Source organism: Chitinophaga tropicalis, assembly GCF_009758205.1.
Lineage (GTDB): Bacteria > Bacteroidota > Bacteroidia > Chitinophagales > Chitinophagaceae > Chitinophaga > Chitinophaga tropicalis.
The window spans coordinates 300,434-319,129 of record NZ_WRXN01000007.1; the positions used below are offsets into that span (position 1 = coordinate 300,434).

The window sequence follows — 18,696 nt, forward strand, 5'->3', positions numbered from 1 at the left end:
TTCAATCCGGACAGTTTCCTTATTAGTTGTTAGTAGTTAAAGTTCCCAATGCACGTTGCAGATCTATTTTGCTTGACAGTACGGTGTACAGGGCATTATAATAGTTCAGCTGTGCAGACCTGAGGTCAGTTTGCGCGGTGATCACTTCCAGGTAGGTCTTCACTCCTTCCCTGTACTGCAGATCTATCAGGTTGTATACTTCCCTGGCCAGGTCTACGTTTTCTTTCATCACCATATATTGGTTGAGGTTAGCCTTATAGGTAGACATAGCCTGTGTATATTCTGTATTGATCTGGTTGCGCATGTTCTCAATATCCAGGTCGGTACGTCTGATCTGTAATTCTGCTGCATGGATATTATGTATCCTCTTGGATCCCTGGAAGATAGGAACAGATAATGTCAGTCCTATCTGGGAGCTGGGAAAGTTCCTGTTATACAGTTTGGAAAATTCCGGGTGCAGGTAGTTGAAGTTATAGTTAGCAAATGCTGAAACGGTGGGCAGGAAGCTCCACTTGTTATATTTCAGATCTGCTTCACGCAACACTTTCTGGGTTTCCAGCAGCTGGATCTCAATCCTGTTCTCATAGGCCACAGCAATGTTGGTATCCAGGGCAACCTGTTGTTCCATCTGCAGGGTATCGTAAGTCAGCTCCAGGGCGCCATTGGCTGGGTAGCCCATCAGCTGGCGGAGGTAAGCATTTTTTGCTTTCAGCTGCTCTTCACCTGATTTCTTCTGTGCCCTGGTATTGTTCAGGGAAATGGTGGCCCGTTTGTAATCAGTTTTATCTACAAGACCGCCCTGGTATTGATTATAGGCATCTTTCAGGCTTCGCTCCAGGCGGGTAACGTCTTCATTGAGCACGTCTATCTGCCGTTGGGTAAGCAGAAGATCGTAGTAAGCCTTACTTACATTGGTCACCACATCTATCCTGCTGCTTTCAGTATTCTGCTTTGCCTGTTTGCGTACGTCTCTGGCTGTCCGGCCGGCCAGCAGCAGATCGCGGGTAAAAAGGTTCTGGTTTAACTGGAAAGCTGCAGCAGAAGTGTTGGCCACGCCTATCTGCGCATAGTTCCCGTTAAAATAGGAAGTTGGCACTTTGAGGTAGTGCTGCAAGTTAAAGTTCAGCCCCACCTGCGGATACCAGTCAGCCAGCTTGCTTTTGATGTTGTATTCAGTAATATCCTGGTCCAGCAGGGTCTGTCTTACAACAGGCTGGTGAGATAAAGCATACTGGATACAGTCCTTCAGACTGGCCTGTGGCAACAGGGAATCGGAGGCCTTTTGTGCGTATGAGGGTGCACTATAGAGCGCAACACTCAATACGGTGGTCAGATAAAATACTCTTTTCATAAAAGGTTTTGACAATCAGATTCTTCTTTACACCAATCGATAGAACAACAAATGTTATTCTGTTATGTAATCAAGTTTATAATAATGCTATTTGTAGACTGACTGCATCTAAAAAATCGGACGGGCACAGTTTAGCATATGCAACTAAAACTGCAAACAGGTAGGTTCAGGTATTAAAACTTACTTAGTAATAGGATAAACGGAATACTAACGATAGCAATTCAACTCCCTGAAGGAGCTGTCAGGCTACCCGATCTCCGTAATTGCACGGCAAAGATAATGACGGTAACCAGAAACATGTTACCACTTATGTAAATTTAAACTATTGTTTAAATTTACTTTACCAGACGTCCACTATGAATATGTTTCTCTGCGTGGTAGGATGATCTTACCAGTGGTCCTGATTCAACATAATCAAGGCCCATGTTATAACCTATTTCACGCAATTCTGCAAACTCATCGGGGTGAACAAAACGGACAACCGGCAGGTGTTTTGGGGTAGGTTGCAGGTATTGTCCGAGAGTAACCACATCACAACCGTTGTCATACAGGTCCTGCATGGCCTGCACTACTTCCTCTTTGGTTTCTCCGAGTCCGAGCATGATACCACTCTTGGTACGCATTCCTCCGTCTTTCAGGCGGCGTATCACTTCCAGGCTCCTATAGTATTTTGCCTGTATACGCACCTGTTTGGTGAGGCGTTCCACTGTTTCCAGATTATGGGAAACAACTTCGGGCGCTACTTCAATAATACGCTCAAGGTTTTCCCACTGCCCCCTGAAGTCAGGTATCAGCGTTTCAAGTGTTGTATCCGGGTTCAGTGCTCTGACTGCCTTAATGGTATTGGCCCAGATAATGGAACCGCCATCTTTGAGCTCGTCTCTGTCTACCGAAGTAATGACAGCATGCTTCACTTTCATCAGGTAAATAGCTTCTGCAACACGTTGAGGCTCATCCCAGTCTACCGCTTCCGGTCTGCCGGTGGCAACTGCACAGAACCCACAGCTACGGGTGCAGATATTTCCTAATATCATGAAGGTGGCGGTACCTGCTCCCCAGCATTCTCCCATATTGGGGCAGTTCCCGCTCTCGCAGATGGTATGTAATTTATGTGTATCAACCAGGTTACGAACCTGTTTGTAACTCTCTCCTATTGGCAACTTAACGCGCAACCAGTCTGGTTTCTTTGTCCTGGGCGCTGCTGGCGCCGTACTACATGGTGTTGCGGTAGTAATGGGTGATTCTTGCATCTCTGATCCTTTCTTTAGAACACAAAGTTAGTACTTATCTCTTATTTCTTATCCCACCGCTTTCCAAACTGAAACGCGATATATGCATTAAAGAAGAATTTTTTGCCATCTGTATCCACCATAATGGGGATATTTTTGGTATAATATTCAGCATTGACGCCTACTTCCAAGGCACTTACCACTTCATTGAACCTGGCCCAGTCAAACCGGAGACCAGTTTTGGCATGCAGGCCCGGAGTAATGCTCAGTTCTCCCCAGCCTTTACCAAATCCGGCGCCCCCTATAATGGAGCCCCTGTCCTTGAAGGCCTGGTCATATAACGCGTCCTGACCATATTTCACCTGTACGCTCCGGCCCGTATTAGGGTCTACAACATTCAGGTAATAAGGCTTCAGCATGCCGATAGACACGCCACCATAATAGAAAGCATTCACCAGTACTCCATTCTTATTACCTTTTCCTCCTATCAGACGCAGCTGGCCTACACCCAGTTTAGCCTGGTAGAAGTTGTTCTGCTTACCATATATATATGGCTTCTCAGAATAAACGAAGCCCCACTGGTCCACATCTTTCAATGCCCCTGGTTTTTTATCTTCCTTAGGATCTTTTTTCTCAGCAAATTCAAACTGGAAATAGTTTACGGTAGTCCTGCTTTTCCTGTACCCCAGTTCAAAAAAACCGCTCCAGCCATCGGTATTCAACCTTGCCCCAATAGAAAATTCCCTGTCCTGCAGTACTTCTCCCTCTTCCAATGGCTTGAACAATGAAATACGCTTCAACTTCCGTTGCTCCCGCTCTTCTTTTTTGGACAGCTTCGCAGAAGTGCTGTCCTGGGCATGCAAACCAACGGCTACGATCAGTAAAAGCAAGGATAAGTGTAATTTTTTCACCTGTATAGATTTGTTTAGTTAAGGGAGTATAGCCGCAGGCTATACCATTATTAACGCTGGACGCTGCAGATTGGTATGCCTGCCATCACAAACCTACACGTTTTTTCCCTCATGTGTAAATTTGTTTTCTCTATGTTCCATACTCCATATAGATATAACGCCCTATCCCAAAAATGGTTACAACAATCTGCAGAAGCCGCATTTACGCAAGCCCCTGCCTGAGCAGCCTGACGCCAATAGCACAGTCCAGGCACTTTTTCTGTTCACAGTAAGACTGCCGGAGTTCCAGCAAAGCCTGTGAATCTGCAGCACATTCAGCCTCCATACCGGTTTCTTTCCAACCCTTTATCACACTGTTCTCTTCTGCAGGCAGCCGGGCCATCATATTCAGCGCTCTTTCCTGGTAATGGGCCGCTCCCCTCTCCTTCCCGTATAGGTATAACAGTGGTAAAACTGTATTGATCAGTATATTATGTATTGCTGCCTTAGCCGGCCGCCGGGTCTGGACTACCGGCGTATCAAAACGGTAATGGTATTCCCAATAGGGAGAGGGCGGCATATCCAGCCATTTTTCCAGCGCAGGAAGCTCAGTTGTTTCCATTATCTGTGAAAAGAAGTGGGCATGCCTGTACAACAGGTGGGCCAGGGAGGCTATCCGGATAGTGGGAAAAGAGGAAGGGCGCATACGCAGCCATTTCCATAACCGGCCCTGCAGAGGTTGCAAACGGTATTTATGCCGGAGGAAAGCGTATTCTTTCTGCAGGTGCTGTGGGTATTCCTCTTCAAAACTGCCTTCCAGCATTCCTGCCTGTCCAAACAGCAGTGCTTCCAGCTGTAACAGGTTATGCCGGTGACGCAGCACCAGCTGGTAAGGCAGGGAACGGGCCAGCTGCAGGAACATCTCACTGTTTACCGGGCCGCCAAAGCTCCGGACTATAGCCCAGTAACAAACCTCCTCCCAGTTGTATTTATTCTGGCGCAGCCATCCCTGCATGATACCGGCCTTCCGCTCCAGGCGCTCTGCCATAAGCCTGTCTTTCCAGGCCATCAGCACCAGTGGCGGCGTCTTTGCAGCATTCATCCCACAGGGCACAAAGGCCTCAGACTGCCGCAAGTAAGCATATCTGCGCAGCAAAAGCTTGGGAATATACTGCTGCAGCTCCAGGCAGGGCACATCCGAAGGCACAGGCGCAGTTACGTCATGCTCAAAAACAACATGCAGGATCATATTCCCATACTGCGGATTGTGCTGATGGCGGTGTCTATACCAGTCTGAAGTACGTAAATGCAGCTCTACATTGCCGGCCCACTGGGTTTTCCCTATCCGGATACGGGCGGCTATAAAATCAGGCCCGGCATTGGTATTGCGCCGCCCGGGAAAAATGATCTGTACTGGTTCCCCCTCCAGCGAGGTCAGCCCTGCCTGATTAAAAAGACGATATTGCCAGATGTGCTGGAACAGTTCCTCCGTCAAAAGCGGAGTTATTTGGACAATGGTCATAAATGGTTGGTTAACAGGATCAACAAATCCGAAAATACTAATAAATTTAGTAAAAATACACTGGGATCAAAAAAAATAAATTTCCGCTTTGGAAATTTGATGGAAGTACCGTTAACTTTGCACCCAGTTCTTACACATGACTTATCCAGAAAGGCGGAGGGACTTGGCCCTGCGATGCCTTAGCAACCAACCTGCACAAGCAGGGAAAGGTGCTAATTCCGGCCCCGGTTATAACTGTAACCGAGGGAAGATAAGTTGGCAGAGATTGAAATTCACTGTAATAAAATACTGAGAAGGCTCTTCCAACAACGGGAGGGCTTTTTTTATGCCCTTTCTGGCGGTTTGTTCGGGAATGACTGATGGTAGTGTATGCCAACCAGGAATAGTAACAGTATAATTACTTTGAAGATTGAAAATAGCCACACAATTATTGCATAGCATTCCGGTAGATGAACTGACAGGAGCCATATCTGTTCCCATCTACCAGACCTCTACCTTTGTGCAGGAATCTCCCGGCATCAATAAGGGATTTGAATTTTCCCGTGCCAACAATCCTACCCGCAAGGTACTGGAAAACCTCATCTGCAATCTGGAAGAAGGCCATGCAGGGTTTGCCTTTGCCAGCGGGATGGCTGCTATCGACGCAGTAATGAAACTCCTCAAAAGCGGCGATGAGATCATGGCAGTGGAAGATACCTATGGCGGCATCTTCCAGATGTTCCAGCACATGTTTGAACGCTTTGGCATCAAAGCGAACTTTGTAGATACCAGCAACACAGACAAAGTACTGGCAGCCATTACGCCCAATACAAAGATGATCTGGCTGGAATCTCCCACCAATCCTACATTACGGGTTTCCGATATCAAATCCATCAGCAAAATTGCCAAACAGCACAACGTACTGCTGGTAGTAGATAATACACTCTGTACACCACTCCTGCAACAACCCATGACACTGGGCGCAGACATCGTGATCCACAGCGCTACCAAATACCTGGCAGGCCACACAGATGTAATAGCAGGACTAGTGGTAGTTAATTCCAAGCCACTGGCAGACCAGCTGCGCTTTAACCAGAACATTTCAGGAAGCATTCTCAGTCCCTTCGAAGCATGGCTCACCATCAGAGGCATTGAAACACTCTGCCTCCGCCTGGACAAACAATGCAGCAACGCTATGGCCATAGCCACCTGGCTGGCTACACATCCGGCGATAGACAAGGTCTTTTACCCGGGATTAAGCACACATAAAAACCACCACATTGCCCGTAAACAACAAAAACAATACGGCGCACTGGTCAGCTTTTCCCTGAATAACGATAACATCAAAAACGCTATCCGCGTAGTAAATGCCACCAAACTGTTCAAACTGGCAGAAAGCTTCGGAGGCGTTAAAAGTATGCTGGACCATCCGGCAACAATGACTCACCGTAATATCCCGGAAGATTTCCGTAAAAAAACAGGCTTACAGGATTCCTGCATCCGCCTCTCCGTAGGTATCGAAGATCCTGAAGACCTGATAAATGATCTCAGACAGGCGTTGGATAAACTCAATCTCCCCGCCGGTAAACAAATAACAGTCCTCCAGTAGGGCATATCTAAAGGAAGTATATAAGCACTAAGTATAGAACATGGAAAACAAGATTATCAATTTAGGTATTTTCGGATTTGGTTGCGTGGGACAAGGGTTATACGAAGTACTCAACAGGACAAAAGGTATCAACGCCCGGATCAAAAAGATCTGCATCAAAGATCCTAACAAGCCGCGTCCAATAGACGCCAGCTATTTTACAACTGATAAAAACGACATTCTCCAGGACCCTGCTATAGATGTAGTAGTGGAACTGATCAATGACACTGAAGCCGCTTTCGAAATAGTAAGCACTGCCCTCCGCAATGGCAAAGCTGTAGTAAGCGCCAGCAAACGCATGATCGCTGAAAACCTGGCCACTCTGCATCAGCTCCAGGTAGAGAACAAAGTACCTTTCCTCTACGAAGCATCCAGCTGCGCCAGCATTCCCATCATCCGTAACCTGGAAGAATACTATGATAACGACCTGCTCAATGCAGTAGAAGGTATATGCAACGGCTCTACGAACTATATTCTCACCAAAATATTTGAAGAGAACCTGAGCTTCGAAACCGCCCTGGAGCAGGCACAAAAACTGGGCTTTGCAGAAACAGACCCTACGCTTGACATAGAAGGCTTCGACCCCAAGTTCAAGATCGTGATCTTATTGCTGCACGCCTTCGGTACCTTCGTTAAACCGGAAGAAGTATTCAACTTCGGCATACATCATCTCAATGATTTTGATATCCAGTTTGCAAAACAACGTGGCTGTACTATCAAACTGATAGGTAACTGCCGCCGCCAGAACGGAAGCGTAAACGCCTACGTACTGCCGCATCTCATCAAAGAACATAACCTGCTCTATGATGTCTACAATGAATACAACGGTATCCTGCTGGAAAGCGCATTCACAGACAAACAGTTCTTTGTGGGTAAAGGAGCAGGCGGCACCGCCACCGGCAGCGCCGTACTGTCTGATATCTCTGCATTGCTGTACAACTACCGCTACGAATACAAAAAGATCAAACAGTCCAACCAGCCGGCATTTACGAACGATGTACAGCTGAAAATATATCTCCGCTACCGTACGGCAGACCAGGTGCACCTGGCAGATTTCTACAACATTTCAGAGAAATATGAATCAGCGTCCTACAGTTATGTAGTGGGGGTTATCAACCTGCAGAAACTGAAAGAAGCCGGATGGCTGAAAAATAAAGATGTGAATATACTTGTACTGGAATAACAGATCAGATACCAACCATCATCTTGCCCGGAGCGACCTGCTCCGGGTTTGTTTTTTTATAACTGCTGCAATGCTTCCACCACATTGCTTACGGGCAACCCCATTACATTATAGAAACAACCGTTAATACGGTCTATCCCTACCGCACCTATCCATTCCTGGATAGCATAAGCGCCTGCTTTATCATACGGCTTATAACCGTCTACATAATACGTGATCTGCTCTGTGGTAAGCGGCCTGAAATGAACTTCGGTTTCTTTGGAAAAGGCCTTCTCCTCCCCATTCTGTCTGATCACCACCCCGGTAATGACCCGGTGCGCCCGCCCGCTCAGGGCAGACAGGATGCGGATAGCATCTTCCCTGTCTTTAGGTTTCCCGATAATGGTTTCATCAAGTACCACCACAGTATCGGCCGTGATCACAATATCGTCTTGGGCACAGAGAGCTGCCACAGCGGCAGATTTCAGCCTGGCAATATGCACAGGTACTTCAGGTATCGGCATATCGGCAGGAAAAGTCTCTGCCGTATCTACGACCTTCACTTCAAACGGGATCCCCGCCTGCTCCAGCAGCTGTTTACGCCTGGGCGACTGAGAAGCCAGTATTACACGCTTTCCCTTATACATCAGAGCATAATTTTAAAAAAGATCATTGATAAGATACCTGTAAGCATCAGCAGTTTAACAAGCGAGCTCACTTTATGATAATGTTCGGGCAAATGCGCCTTCTTCAGTAACATATGAATATATACTGCAGGCGCCTGTACCAGCAACAACAGGTAAATAATAGCAAAATACCAGCCCAGGAACGCGATCCTGATCTCTGTAAGCAGGATCAGTAGCTGGATAGCAAGCAGCAAACCATAACAAAGACGCTTGGCCGGCTCTACTCCCCATACAATAGGAATGGTACGGCACCCGTCCTTACTATCCCCTATCATGTCCTCCAGGTCTTTCACCACTTCCCTTACCAGGGAGATCACAAAAGCAAAGAGAGCATACACCCCGATAATCTGGATCAGTTTCCTTCCTATAGAAGACATAATAGCTTCAAAGCTCTCATAGATCTGCTTTTCATAAAAACCAACCACTACCACGGCCAGGGCAGTTAACAGGGAGATCACCACATTGCCTATCAATACCTGCCTTTTGAAAGAAGTAGAATAGAACCACAGGAGTAATGAACAGATAACCTGTGTAAATCCGAGATAGATCTGCCCTATTCTCCATGCCACGATAAATCCCAGGGATACACCTGCCATATTTAATATGGTATGCCAGGCCATTGCCCAACGGCGGCTGATGATCTTATCTACCACCATTTTATCCGGCTTGTTAACAATATCAATGTTAATATCAAAATAGTCATTAATGATATATCCTGCTGCAGCGATCAGCACGGTAGAAAGTGACAACAGGAAAAAAGACAACCAGGAAAGGGAGGGTATCTCACCATTTGCCGTCAACACCGGCGCCACAACACAATATTGCAGCAGGAACTGGGTAAGGGCTATATAAATAAGGTTCGGATAACGGACCAGTCTCAGGAATGCGGTCAGCAATTGCATAATTATTTAATAATTGCGGTGAAATTACTTCCAGTAATAAATAGTAGATCAGCGACTGGCAATTTCCTCATCCAGCATCCAGTGATTATTCAGTTTCAATACCTTTTCAATCACCTCCCTCACACAACCATTGCCTCCGCTTACAGGTGAAACATACCGGCATATACTTTTGATCTCCGGAGCGGCATCTGCCGGACATGCAGGCAACCCTACCAGCTGCATGGCCCGGTAGTCAGGAATATCATCTCCCATAAAAATGATCTCTTCCCAGCGCAGGTCATTCTCAAAAACATAGTCCTGCAGCTTCTCCTGTTTGTCCAGCACACCTGTATAAATATCCTTTATACCCAATCCCTGCAAACGGCTCACCACGCTTTCAGACCTTCCCCCGGAAATGATCACCACCCGGTACCCTTTTTTAACCGCCAGTTGCAGCGCATATCCATCTTTTATATTCATCCGGCGGGACTGCTCACCATTGGGTAACAATTGTACTGTACCGTCGGTCAGGACCCCGTCTACATCAAAAACAAAAGTGGAAATAGGTTTAAAGAGAGATAAAATGTTCATGTAGAAAAAGTTAGGAACCGGGAAGCAGGTGTTTTAACTGCTTCCTGGTCTATTTAGTTGGCAAAAATACTGAGTTTTTCAAATGTCAACTCCTATGAAAATGATAAATACTGTCTGACAACACCTGGTAAATAAGTTGCAGGTACTCATTATCCTGCAGCAGGGCCCGGTGACGGTCCATCGTTATTTCATCATTCCGGAGTGCCGGCCCCGTCTGTACTGATTCTGCCGGATATTTGTCCAGCCTGTCAAACGTCTCCTTTATAATAGGCTGTAACAGGGTAAAATCCAGGCCAGCCTTCTCACAATAATCTTTCGACCTGGCAATCAGGTGGTTGGTAAAATTATTACACAATACTGCAGCCAGGTGCAACTGCAAACGCTGGTGGGAATCCATTACTTCTATACGGGAACCAATACTCTGTGCCACTGCCTGCATCCTGCGCATGGCTTCATCCGTAGCCGCCTCCAGCATCAGGGGAATAGGCGGGAAATTCTTTACTTCCTTCCTGATAGACTGCAGAGGATATATAACCCCGGTATTGGTAGATATCTTTTTAATGGCCTCCAGCGGAACGGCCCCGGCCGTATGTACCACTATCCTTTTCCCAAGCCTCAGCTCGCTGTTCAGTTCCTGTATGGCGGCGTCACTCACAGCCAGGATATAAATGTCTGCCTCCATATTAATATCCAGCAGGTCGTCTGTAGCCGAAGCATGCAACAGCTCTGCCAGCTCAACCGCATGTTCCTTATTGCGGCTTATCACCTGTAAGATCTGATGTCCGTGCAGCTTCAGCAAATGACCAAAACAATGCGCTACATTACCTGCGCCGATAATAACTATATCCATTATTGTAAAAGGTTAATATATATTATGGTGTACCAGATGGAAGCAATCCGGGGGGTATGCACTCATACGATCATATGATATGGCCGATCTCCCTGTTGAGCTACGTTGTTATCCAGCAATTTAACTAATAAACTATTAATGACTCATTTTTAATGATTACACCAAAAATATTACATTTACCTTCAATGTGTTGAAAGAGGCCGATTTTTTATTCTCAACCTACTTTTATATACTTGCAAAATTCAGATCCGTATTTTTTTAACAGAATTTTACGTATCTAGTAGCACATAAAGAAGGCATTCATGGCAAAAAATCTAGTAATAGTCGAGTCCCCGGCGAAAGCCAAGACGATAGAAAAGATACTGGGCAAAGACTTCGAGGTGAAATCCTGCTTCGGGCATATACGGGACCTGGAGAAGGACGATATGGGTATCGATATCTCCAATAACTTCAAACCTAAGTACACTATACCTGACGATAAGGAAAAAGTAGTCAAGGAATTAAAGAAGCTCGCCAAAGACACTGACGAGGTTTGGTTAGCAACGGATGAGGACCGTGAGGGAGAAGCCATTTCATGGCATTTGTGTGAAGTACTGGGTCTTGATCCGGAAGTCACCAAACGTATCGTATTCCATGAAATCACCAAGCCTGCCATCGAAAAAGCCGTACAACAGCCACGCCTTCTGAATATGAACCTCGTTAATGCCCAGCAGGCAAGACGTATTCTTGACAGGATAGTAGGTTTCGAGCTGTCTCCTGTACTCTGGCGTAAAATGAGTATGAGCAATTCCCTGTCTGCCGGCAGGGTACAATCTGTAGCAGTAAGACTGATAGTGGAAAGAGAAAGAGAGATCAATACATTCTCTGCCGTTAGCAGCTTTAAAGTAGAAGCCTTCTTCACTGCTAAAGATATTCAGGGCAAAAATATTACTTTTAAAGCTGAAGGGCCTACCCGTTTCAAGACGGCCGAAGACGCGGAAAAGTTCCTGGAACAGTGCATCGGCGCCGCTTATACGGTAAGAGACATACAGGTGAAACCCGGCAAGAAATCGCCGGCAGCACCGTTTACCACTTCTACCTTGCAGCAGGAAGCCAGCCGTAAACTGGGCTACAGCGTTTCCAAAACCATGCTGCTGGCACAGAAACTATACGAAAGCGGTAAGATCACCTATATGCGTACAGACTCTGTCAACCTTTCTGATACTGCTATCGCAGATATACAGAAGGCTATCCATACCAACTATGGTGAACGTTACCACCAGCACAGAAAATTCAAGAACAAAAATGAATCAGCACAGGAAGCGCATGAGGCTATACGTCCTACCTATATGGAAAATGCCTCAGTAGACGACAGCGATACCAAAAAGCTGTACGAGCTGATATGGAAACGTACCATCGCCAGCCAGATGAGCGATGCAGAACTGGAAAAGACCATCGCCAAAATAACGATCTCTACCAATAAAGAAGACCTGACCGCCAGCGGTGAAGTACTGAAATTTGATGGGTTCCTGAAAGTTTATATGGAAGGCCGGGACGATGAAGATGTGAACGATGAAGAAGAGGAAGATGACGGCTCACTGCCACCGTTACAGGTTAAACAGCAGCTGGACCTGAAAGAGATGAAAGCTACAGAACGCTTTACACGTCCAGCCCCCCGTTATACAGAGGCCAGCCTTGTAAAGAAACTGGAAGAACTGGGCATCGGCCGTCCGTCCACTTATGCCCCCACCATCACTACAGTACAGAAACGCGGCTACGTAGAGAAGAGAGATAAAGAAGGTGTGAAAAGAGATTTCCGCATTCTCAGCCTGAAAGCAGATAAGATCACCAAACAGACCGAATCTGAAAATACAGGTGCTGAAAAATCCAAACTCTTCCCGACAGACCTGGGTATAATAGTGACAGACTTCCTGAACCAGTACTTCAGCTCTGTAATGGACTACGGCTTCACCGCCAAGATCGAAGAAGAGTTTGACGAAGTAGCCCATGGCAAGAAGATCTGGAACAAAATGCTCAATGAGTTCTACACTCCTTTCCATAAAGACGTGGAAAACACACTGGAAAACGCCGAAAGAGTAAAAGGTGAACGCCAGCTGGGTATAGACGCAGAGACAGGCAAACCAATAGTAGCGCGCATGGGACGCTATGGCCCAATGATACAGATAGGCAAAGCGGAAGATGAAGAAAAGCCTAAATTCGCTAAACTGAAAGCCACCCAGAGTATAGAGACCATCACTCTGGCTGAAGCAATGGAACTGTTCAGGCTTCCCCGTAACCTGGGCAAGTTTGAAGGAGAAGATGTAGTGGTGAACATTGGTCGCTTTGGTCCCTATGCCGCACATGATAAGAAGTTCTATTCACTCAAAAAAGAAATGGACCCCTATACGGTGGAGCTGGATGAAATAGCCCCGCTTATCGTAGAGAAAAGGGCAGCCAAGGATGAAAGAACAATAAAAATTTTCGAAAAAGAGAAGATCCAGATACTGAAAGGCCCTTACGGACCGTATATTAAACAAGGACTCAGGAATTACAAGATACCGAAGGAAAAAATAGATACCGCCGCAGATATTACGCTGGAGGAAGCAAAAGCTATAATTGAAGATGTGAAGGCCAACCCTCCTAAAAAGAAGGCGCCTCCAAGAAAGAAGAAGGCGGAATAACGCACATTTGTAGATCTACACTATGCACGAGACCAGAGAAATTAGCGCTTTGTTCCATTTGCTGGACGATCCTGATCAGGAGGTTTATGATACTGTTGCCAATAAGATCTTACTGTTTGGAAAAGAAATTATTCCTAACCTTGAGAACCTGTGGGAAAATACGGTAGACGAATCCATCCAGGAGAGAATTGAACAGCTGATCCATCGTGTGCACTATAAAGATCTGCAAATGGCATTGCAGCAGTGGAGCAGCTTCTCTGCACCAGATCTGCTGCAGGGCGCTATGCTGGTAGCCCGGTATCAATACCCGGACATGCAGCCCAATAATGTGGTATCTGAAATTGAGCGCATTAAACGTAATATCTGGCTTGAACTCAATAATTACCTGACACCACTGGAACAGATCAATGTATTGAACAGCATGATCTACAACTACTTTGGACTGAAAGGGGAAGAAGTAGCCTATGTACGTAAAAACCAGTTCTTTATAAACCAGGTAATAGAATCAAGGAAAGGGAACCCGCTCACCAACGGGATCATCTATCAAAGCCTCTGTACCATGCTGGACCTGCCCGTATATGCAGTCAACATTCCACGGCAGTTCATCCTGGCTTACTTTGATACTTTCTACGATTTTACTGAGATACCAAGGTCTGACGATTATCGCATTCTCTTCTTTATAGATCCTATCCAGGGGCAGATCTACTCTCACCAGGATGTGGAAGGATACCTGAAACGAATGTCAGTACCACTTACCCCCTCTTACTACCAGCCGCTGTCTAACAAACGCATTATCCAGTTCCTGCTGGAAGAGCTGACCAAATGTTTTCAGGGGGAAAAAGAGGCGTATAAACGGGAAGAGCTGCTCAATCTCATTAAATTACTCGGAGAAAAAGAATAAGATATCTGCATACAAAAGAAAAAGGACCGCAATTGCGGTCCTTTTTCTTTTGTATGTGTTGAGTATTATTTAGTAGCCGGCTTACCCTGTATTTTCGGATAAGATAAAGCAATCAGGTCATTCATCACATTCACAGCCTCATCCAGGTAAATGTCTTTCTGCCTGAATTTCAGCCAGTCTTTATTACGCGCCAGCTTGGAAGTATCATTGCTGATCTTGTCCAGGTCTGTTTTCAGGCTTACGATATTCAGTTCTTTCACTTTATCATTCACTGCATCGTAACGTTTCAGCGCATTAGCATTATTCTTCTGCTCAGCTTTATAGGTCTGTAAATTCAGAGAATATGTTTCCTGTTTTTCCAGCTTTTTCAGCGTTGCTATGTTCTCATTCATCATTCTGAACGCCTCGCTGCTGGCAATACGTTTCTCGCTGTTCTTCTTCAGCGCATCTACCGGAACAGGATCTATCCATTGGGTAAAAGATGCTTTAGGTATCTCATCCCATGCCAGGGCATCGTCATCCTTACGCTCTGCTACCTCATAATAAGGATCAGGCAGTACTATATCAGAAGCCACACCTTTCAGCTGCGTAGATCCGCCATTGGCACGATAAAATTTCTGCTGCGTCAGTTTGATAGCGCCCAGCGGACCTATATCCCTGTTAGAGTAGAACTCATCCAGGTTGAACATACGCTGCACAGTACCTTTACCGAAAGTGGAAGAGCTGCCTATGATCACTGCACGTTTGTAATCCTGCATAGCTGCAGCCATGATCTCGGAAGCAGAAGCACTGTACTCATTTACCATAATAGCCAGCGGACCACCGTACTGTACGCTCTTATCACGGTCACGCAGTACCATCGGATCTCCACTACGGGATTTCACCTGTACCACAGGACCTTCAGGGATGAAAAGACCTGCCATCTGCACTACGTCCTGCAGGGAGCCTCCGCCATTGAAACGCAGGTCAAGGATAATGCCTTCTACATTCTCTGCTTTCAGTTTCTGAAGTTCTTTAGCCACATCTTCTGCGCAGCGGGCGCCGTTCCTATCCTGGAAGTCTGCATAGAACTCCGGCAGATAGATATATCCAAGTTTATGTTGCCCGTTGATGATGGCAGATTTGGCAAAAGTATCATCCAGGATGATCTCATCACGTACAATGGATACATCTTTTACGGTACCGTCTACACTCTTTACAGTCATTTTTACCGTAGTGCCTTTGGTACCTCTGATCAGTTTCACAGCATCCTCTACCGCATAACCGGTGATGTCTACAGGTTCCTTATCGGCCTGTGCTACTTTCAGGATCACATCATTTGCTTTCAGGCTGCCTTCTTTCCAGCTCGGGCTGCCTGTTACAATGCTGACAATCTTGATCTTGCCGTCTTCTTCTCTCAGCTGAGCGCCAATCCCATAGAATTTACCAGCCATCTGCTCTTCAAATGCCCTTTTCTCATCAGGCGGGAAGAAATCAGTATGAGGGTCCATAGTAGAGGTAATGGCATTCACGAAGAGGCTGAAACGTTCATTCTGGTCCTGCTTATTCTTCAGGCGGTCAAAATAACGGTCATACACCACCTTTACTTTAGCACGGGCTTCTGCTTCCAGCTCTGCATCAGTCTTTGCTTTTTCAGATGGTTTATCTTTCAGCTGCTTATCACGGATCTCCTGGAGATCTGTCAGCTTTTCAAGTGTACGGTATTTCAATACCTTACGCCACGCTTCCTTCCTGGCAGCAGCATCTACAGGGTAGTCTATCTTGTCCGGGTCCAGTACCACCTTTTCATCTTTGGCAAAATCAAAAGGCTGGGCCAACAGGTCAGTATAGATAGCAGCAGCCTCTGTTACACGCTGTCTGATCAGGGTATCAATTGCAAAGAAACACTCCAGCGGTGCGCCCTGCAGCTCGTCATCAATATGTGTTGACAAGGGCTGGAGTTTGTTAATATCACTCTTCAGGAAGAATTTCTTCTCACTGTCAAGGCTTTTCAGGTATTTATTAAAGACTTCCTGTGAATAAGCGTCGTTAATAGCCTTGGGCTGATAATGCCCTTCTTTAAGTATCTGTCCTACCAGGCCCATGATAACTTCATACCTGCCGGGAGGATCTTCTTTATGCAGTTTGCTGAAAGCCAGTACTCCTATCGATATAGAGATCAGCAACACTGGTATAATCACTTTCATTCTTCTCATAGAAATCCAAAATTGAACGTCATCAAATATAACATAAAAACACCCATTGTGCCGGAAAGGCGCATTGCTTTTAACAAAAGATTGAGAAACAGGAACAAATGCGGCATAGCTGCTACATTCACTTAGCTCATGCTGCCAAAACCAGACCAACTTCCGGAGAGGTGTTAACTACCATAAAATTACACATCTTGGCCGGATTTCTTATTACCATTTATCAGCAATAAAGCCGGTCCCCTGTAAAGACAGCCTCCTTCAACTTAAAATTCAACCGGCCGCAGGCCCACAAAAAATCATATCTGTTAATAGCAGATCTGATTTTTTTGTGCAGTTTTCTCCCTCCCCACAGCTATTTATTTATTTTTGCAGTGGCTTTAAAAAACTGACAGCGTGGATAATCCGGCTACTACAACCAAGAACGACCCTTACGCTTCATTGCGCATACCCGAATTCAACTACTACCTTGTTATCCGTTTTGCAATTGTATTTGCACTGACCATGCAATTCACCATTGTGGAGTGGAAAGTGAATGCGCTCACACATGATCCTTTTAACTTAGGCCTCATAGGCCTGGCGGAAGTGATCCCGGCAGTACTGCTGGCGCCTTTTGCAGGCCACCTGGTAGATAAGCGGGAAAAACGCTATCTGCTGATACTCTGCACAATAGCTTATATCCTGATAGGTACCGGGCTGTTCCTGCTTACCTGGGATGAAATGGTAGCCGGTATTTCCACTAAATTGGTACTGAACATGGTATATGCACTGGTATTCTGCGGAGGTGTGGTCAGAGCATTTGTCAGCCCCGCCAATTTCTCCCTAATGGCACTGATAGTACCCAGAAGCATGTATGCAAACGCCTCTACCTGGACCAGCAGTGCCTGGCAGATAGGCGGAATGGCCGGACCTGCACTCGGCGGACTTTTCATCCATCTGCTGGGCATCCACTGGTCTATGCTGCTGGTAGTTGGCCTTTTTCTGCCTCCATTGTACAGCCTTATCCGGATCAAACCCAAGCCCATCCTGTATAAACCTCAGGGCGAAGATTTTCTGGAAGGCCTCACAAAAGGTATACGCTTTGTCTGGAACACCAAGGTAGTGCTCAATGCACTGGCACTGGACATGTTTGCCGTACTGTTTGGCGGAGCAGTATCTATGCTGCCCGTGTTTGCTACAGATGTACTGCATGTAGGGTCCCTGGAATTTGGTTTCCTGAGGGCCTCTGTAGCAGTTGGCTCCCTCCTCACCATGTTCATCCTGGCCTACAAACCACTGGTGCATAAACCAGGCATCAAGCTCTTATCGGCCGTGTTCGGGTTTGGACTGTGCATCATTGTATTCGGTATCTCGAAAAATTATGTCCTCTCCCTGTTTGCCCTCTTCTTCAGCGGAGTGCTGGATGGCGTGAGCGTGATCATCAGGCAAACTATCCTGCAGCTCAAAACTCCTGACGAGATGCGGGGCCGTGTAGCCTCCGTCAGTTCAATGTTTGTAGGTTCTTCCAATGAGCTGGGAGCATTTGAAAGCGGGTTCATGGCCCGCTTAATGGGACTGGTGCCATCTGTCGTTTTTGGCGGCTGTGTAACGCTGGGAGTAGTGATCACCACCTATATCATCTCCCCGGCCATGCGTAAACTGGACCTGAAACCCTGATTATAGCTTCACTTCCTTCTTCAGTCTTTCCAGGACGTAGTACACAGCAGGACAGATAGTACTGTTGAGGTAAGTTGTATTGGGACGTTTGAAGAACTCATAGCTATCAGTATAGGGATAGTTATGGCAATCTCCCGGCCTGGCTTCATAAATGCTGCAATAGTTGTCTGCGCCCAGGAAAGGACATGGACTGCTTTTTACAACATAGTCGCCATCTTCATCCAGGTGAAGGTAAGTTTCAATGAAAACAGACTCTCTCATTCCCAGATATTTGGAAATGCGTTTAATATCCGGGGTTTTAAAACGAGGACTGATAGTCTTACAGCAACCGGCACACTTCAGGCAGTCTACATGCGTAAATGCCTCCTCATGCAGGTCCGGCAACAGTTTTTCTACTCCCCTGCCCCTCTTTGTCTGCAGCTTCTGCAGGAATTGTTTGTTCGCTTTCTGCTGCTCCCTGGCCTTTTGCTGCCAGTTAATAAGTAATTCGTCCATTTGTATGCA

15 protein-coding genes and 1 riboswitch are annotated in these 18,696 nt (G+C 46.2%); of the genes, 5 read left to right on the plus strand and 10 right to left on the minus strand.

The features are described from left to right. Nucleotides 1-22: 22 nt before the first annotated feature. The 4 genes from GO493_RS17835 to GO493_RS17850 form a co-directional block, all read right to left on the minus strand. On the minus strand, nt 23-1,351 hold the full coding sequence (locus tag GO493_RS17835; RefSeq protein ID WP_157307576.1) for a TolC family protein: 1,329 nt from the start codon (nt 1,349-1,351) through the stop codon (nt 23-25). 335 nt (nt 1,352-1,686) lie between these two features. Next, a complete protein-coding gene (gene lipA / locus GO493_RS17840) occupies nt 1,687-2,601 on the minus strand; it encodes a lipoyl synthase (RefSeq protein ID WP_157307577.1) in 915 nt (304 codons plus the stop codon). A 41-nt stretch (nt 2,602-2,642) separates the two neighbouring features. After that, nucleotides 2,643-3,491 carry a hypothetical protein gene (locus tag GO493_RS17845; RefSeq protein WP_157307578.1) on the minus strand — a complete coding sequence of 283 codons (849 nt, stop codon included), beginning with the start codon at nt 3,489-3,491 and terminating at the stop codon, nt 2,643-2,645. A 202-nt stretch (nt 3,492-3,693) separates the two neighbouring features. Further along, nucleotides 3,694-4,992: a DUF2851 family protein gene (locus GO493_RS17850; protein ID WP_157307579.1), complete on the minus strand. Its 1,299-nt coding sequence runs from the start codon at nt 4,990-4,992 to the stop codon at nt 3,694-3,696. Nucleotides 4,993-5,130: 138 nt separating this feature from the next. Continuing rightward, a riboswitch (SAM riboswitch) is annotated at nt 5,131-5,249 on the plus strand. Between the two features lie 152 nt (nt 5,250-5,401). Here GO493_RS17850 and GO493_RS17855 point away from each other — a divergent pair. Then, nucleotides 5,402-6,580, plus strand: coding sequence for a trans-sulfuration enzyme family protein (locus GO493_RS17855; protein WP_157307580.1), 1,179 nt, complete (start codon nt 5,402-5,404; stop codon nt 6,578-6,580). Nucleotides 6,581-6,620: 40 nt separating this feature from the next. Further along, nucleotides 6,621-7,802, plus strand: a complete 1,182-nt coding sequence (locus GO493_RS17860) for a homoserine dehydrogenase (protein ID WP_157307581.1) — start codon at nt 6,621-6,623, stop codon at nt 7,800-7,802. A gap of 56 nt (nt 7,803-7,858) precedes the next feature. Here the strand turns inward: GO493_RS17860 and GO493_RS17865 are convergent, their stop codons facing one another. The 4 genes from GO493_RS17865 to GO493_RS17880 all read right to left on the minus strand — a co-directional run bounded on the left by GO493_RS17865 (nt 7,859) and on the right by GO493_RS17880 (nt 10,789). Next, nucleotides 7,859-8,428, minus strand: coding sequence for a Maf family protein (locus tag GO493_RS17865; RefSeq protein WP_157307582.1), 570 nt, complete (start codon nt 8,426-8,428; stop codon nt 7,859-7,861). Then, entirely contained in the window at nt 8,428-9,369 is a 942-nt protein-coding gene (locus GO493_RS17870; RefSeq protein WP_157307583.1) for a geranylgeranylglycerol-phosphate geranylgeranyltransferase, read from the minus strand. Before GO493_RS17870 ends, GO493_RS17865 begins: the two co-directional genes overlap by 1 nt. Nucleotides 9,370-9,417: 48 nt before the next feature. Beyond that, a complete protein-coding gene (locus GO493_RS17875; RefSeq protein WP_157307584.1) occupies nt 9,418-9,939 on the minus strand; it encodes a KdsC family phosphatase in 522 nt (173 codons plus the stop codon). 85 nt (nt 9,940-10,024) lie between these two features. Further along, entirely contained in the window at nt 10,025-10,789 is a 765-nt protein-coding gene (locus GO493_RS17880; protein ID WP_157307585.1) for a Rossmann-like and DUF2520 domain-containing protein, read from the minus strand. A 302-nt stretch (nt 10,790-11,091) separates the two neighbouring features. Here GO493_RS17880 and topA point away from each other — a divergent pair, with 302 nt between their 5' ends. Both topA and GO493_RS17890 read left to right on the plus strand, forming a co-directional pair. Beyond that, nucleotides 11,092-13,449 (plus strand): type I DNA topoisomerase, encoded by a 2,358-nt coding sequence (topA, locus tag GO493_RS17885; RefSeq protein ID WP_157307586.1) that lies wholly within the window; start codon nt 11,092-11,094, stop codon nt 13,447-13,449. A 22-nt stretch (nt 13,450-13,471) separates the two neighbouring features. Next, a complete protein-coding gene (locus GO493_RS17890) occupies nt 13,472-14,350 on the plus strand; it encodes a transglutaminase-like domain-containing protein (protein WP_157307587.1) in 879 nt (292 codons plus the stop codon). Nucleotides 14,351-14,415: 65 nt separating this feature from the next. Here the strand turns inward: GO493_RS17890 and GO493_RS17895 are convergent, their stop codons facing one another. Further along, complete coding sequence (locus tag GO493_RS17895) at nt 14,416-16,545, minus strand: carboxy terminal-processing peptidase (protein WP_157307588.1); 2,130 nt, start codon at nt 16,543-16,545, stop codon at nt 14,416-14,418. 387 nt (nt 16,546-16,932) lie between these two features. On the opposite strand from GO493_RS17895, the gene GO493_RS17900 reads away from it, so the two are divergent. Then, complete coding sequence (locus tag GO493_RS17900) at nt 16,933-18,192, plus strand: MFS transporter (RefSeq protein ID WP_317165438.1); 1,260 nt, start codon at nt 16,933-16,935, stop codon at nt 18,190-18,192. Here the strand turns inward: GO493_RS17900 and GO493_RS17905 are convergent, their stop codons facing one another. Then, the gene (locus GO493_RS17905; protein WP_157307589.1) at nt 18,193-18,687 is read right to left on the minus strand and encodes a YkgJ family cysteine cluster protein; all 495 of its coding nucleotides are present in this window, start codon (nt 18,685-18,687) and stop codon (nt 18,193-18,195) included. Between the last annotated feature and the right edge of the window lie 9 nt (nt 18,688-18,696).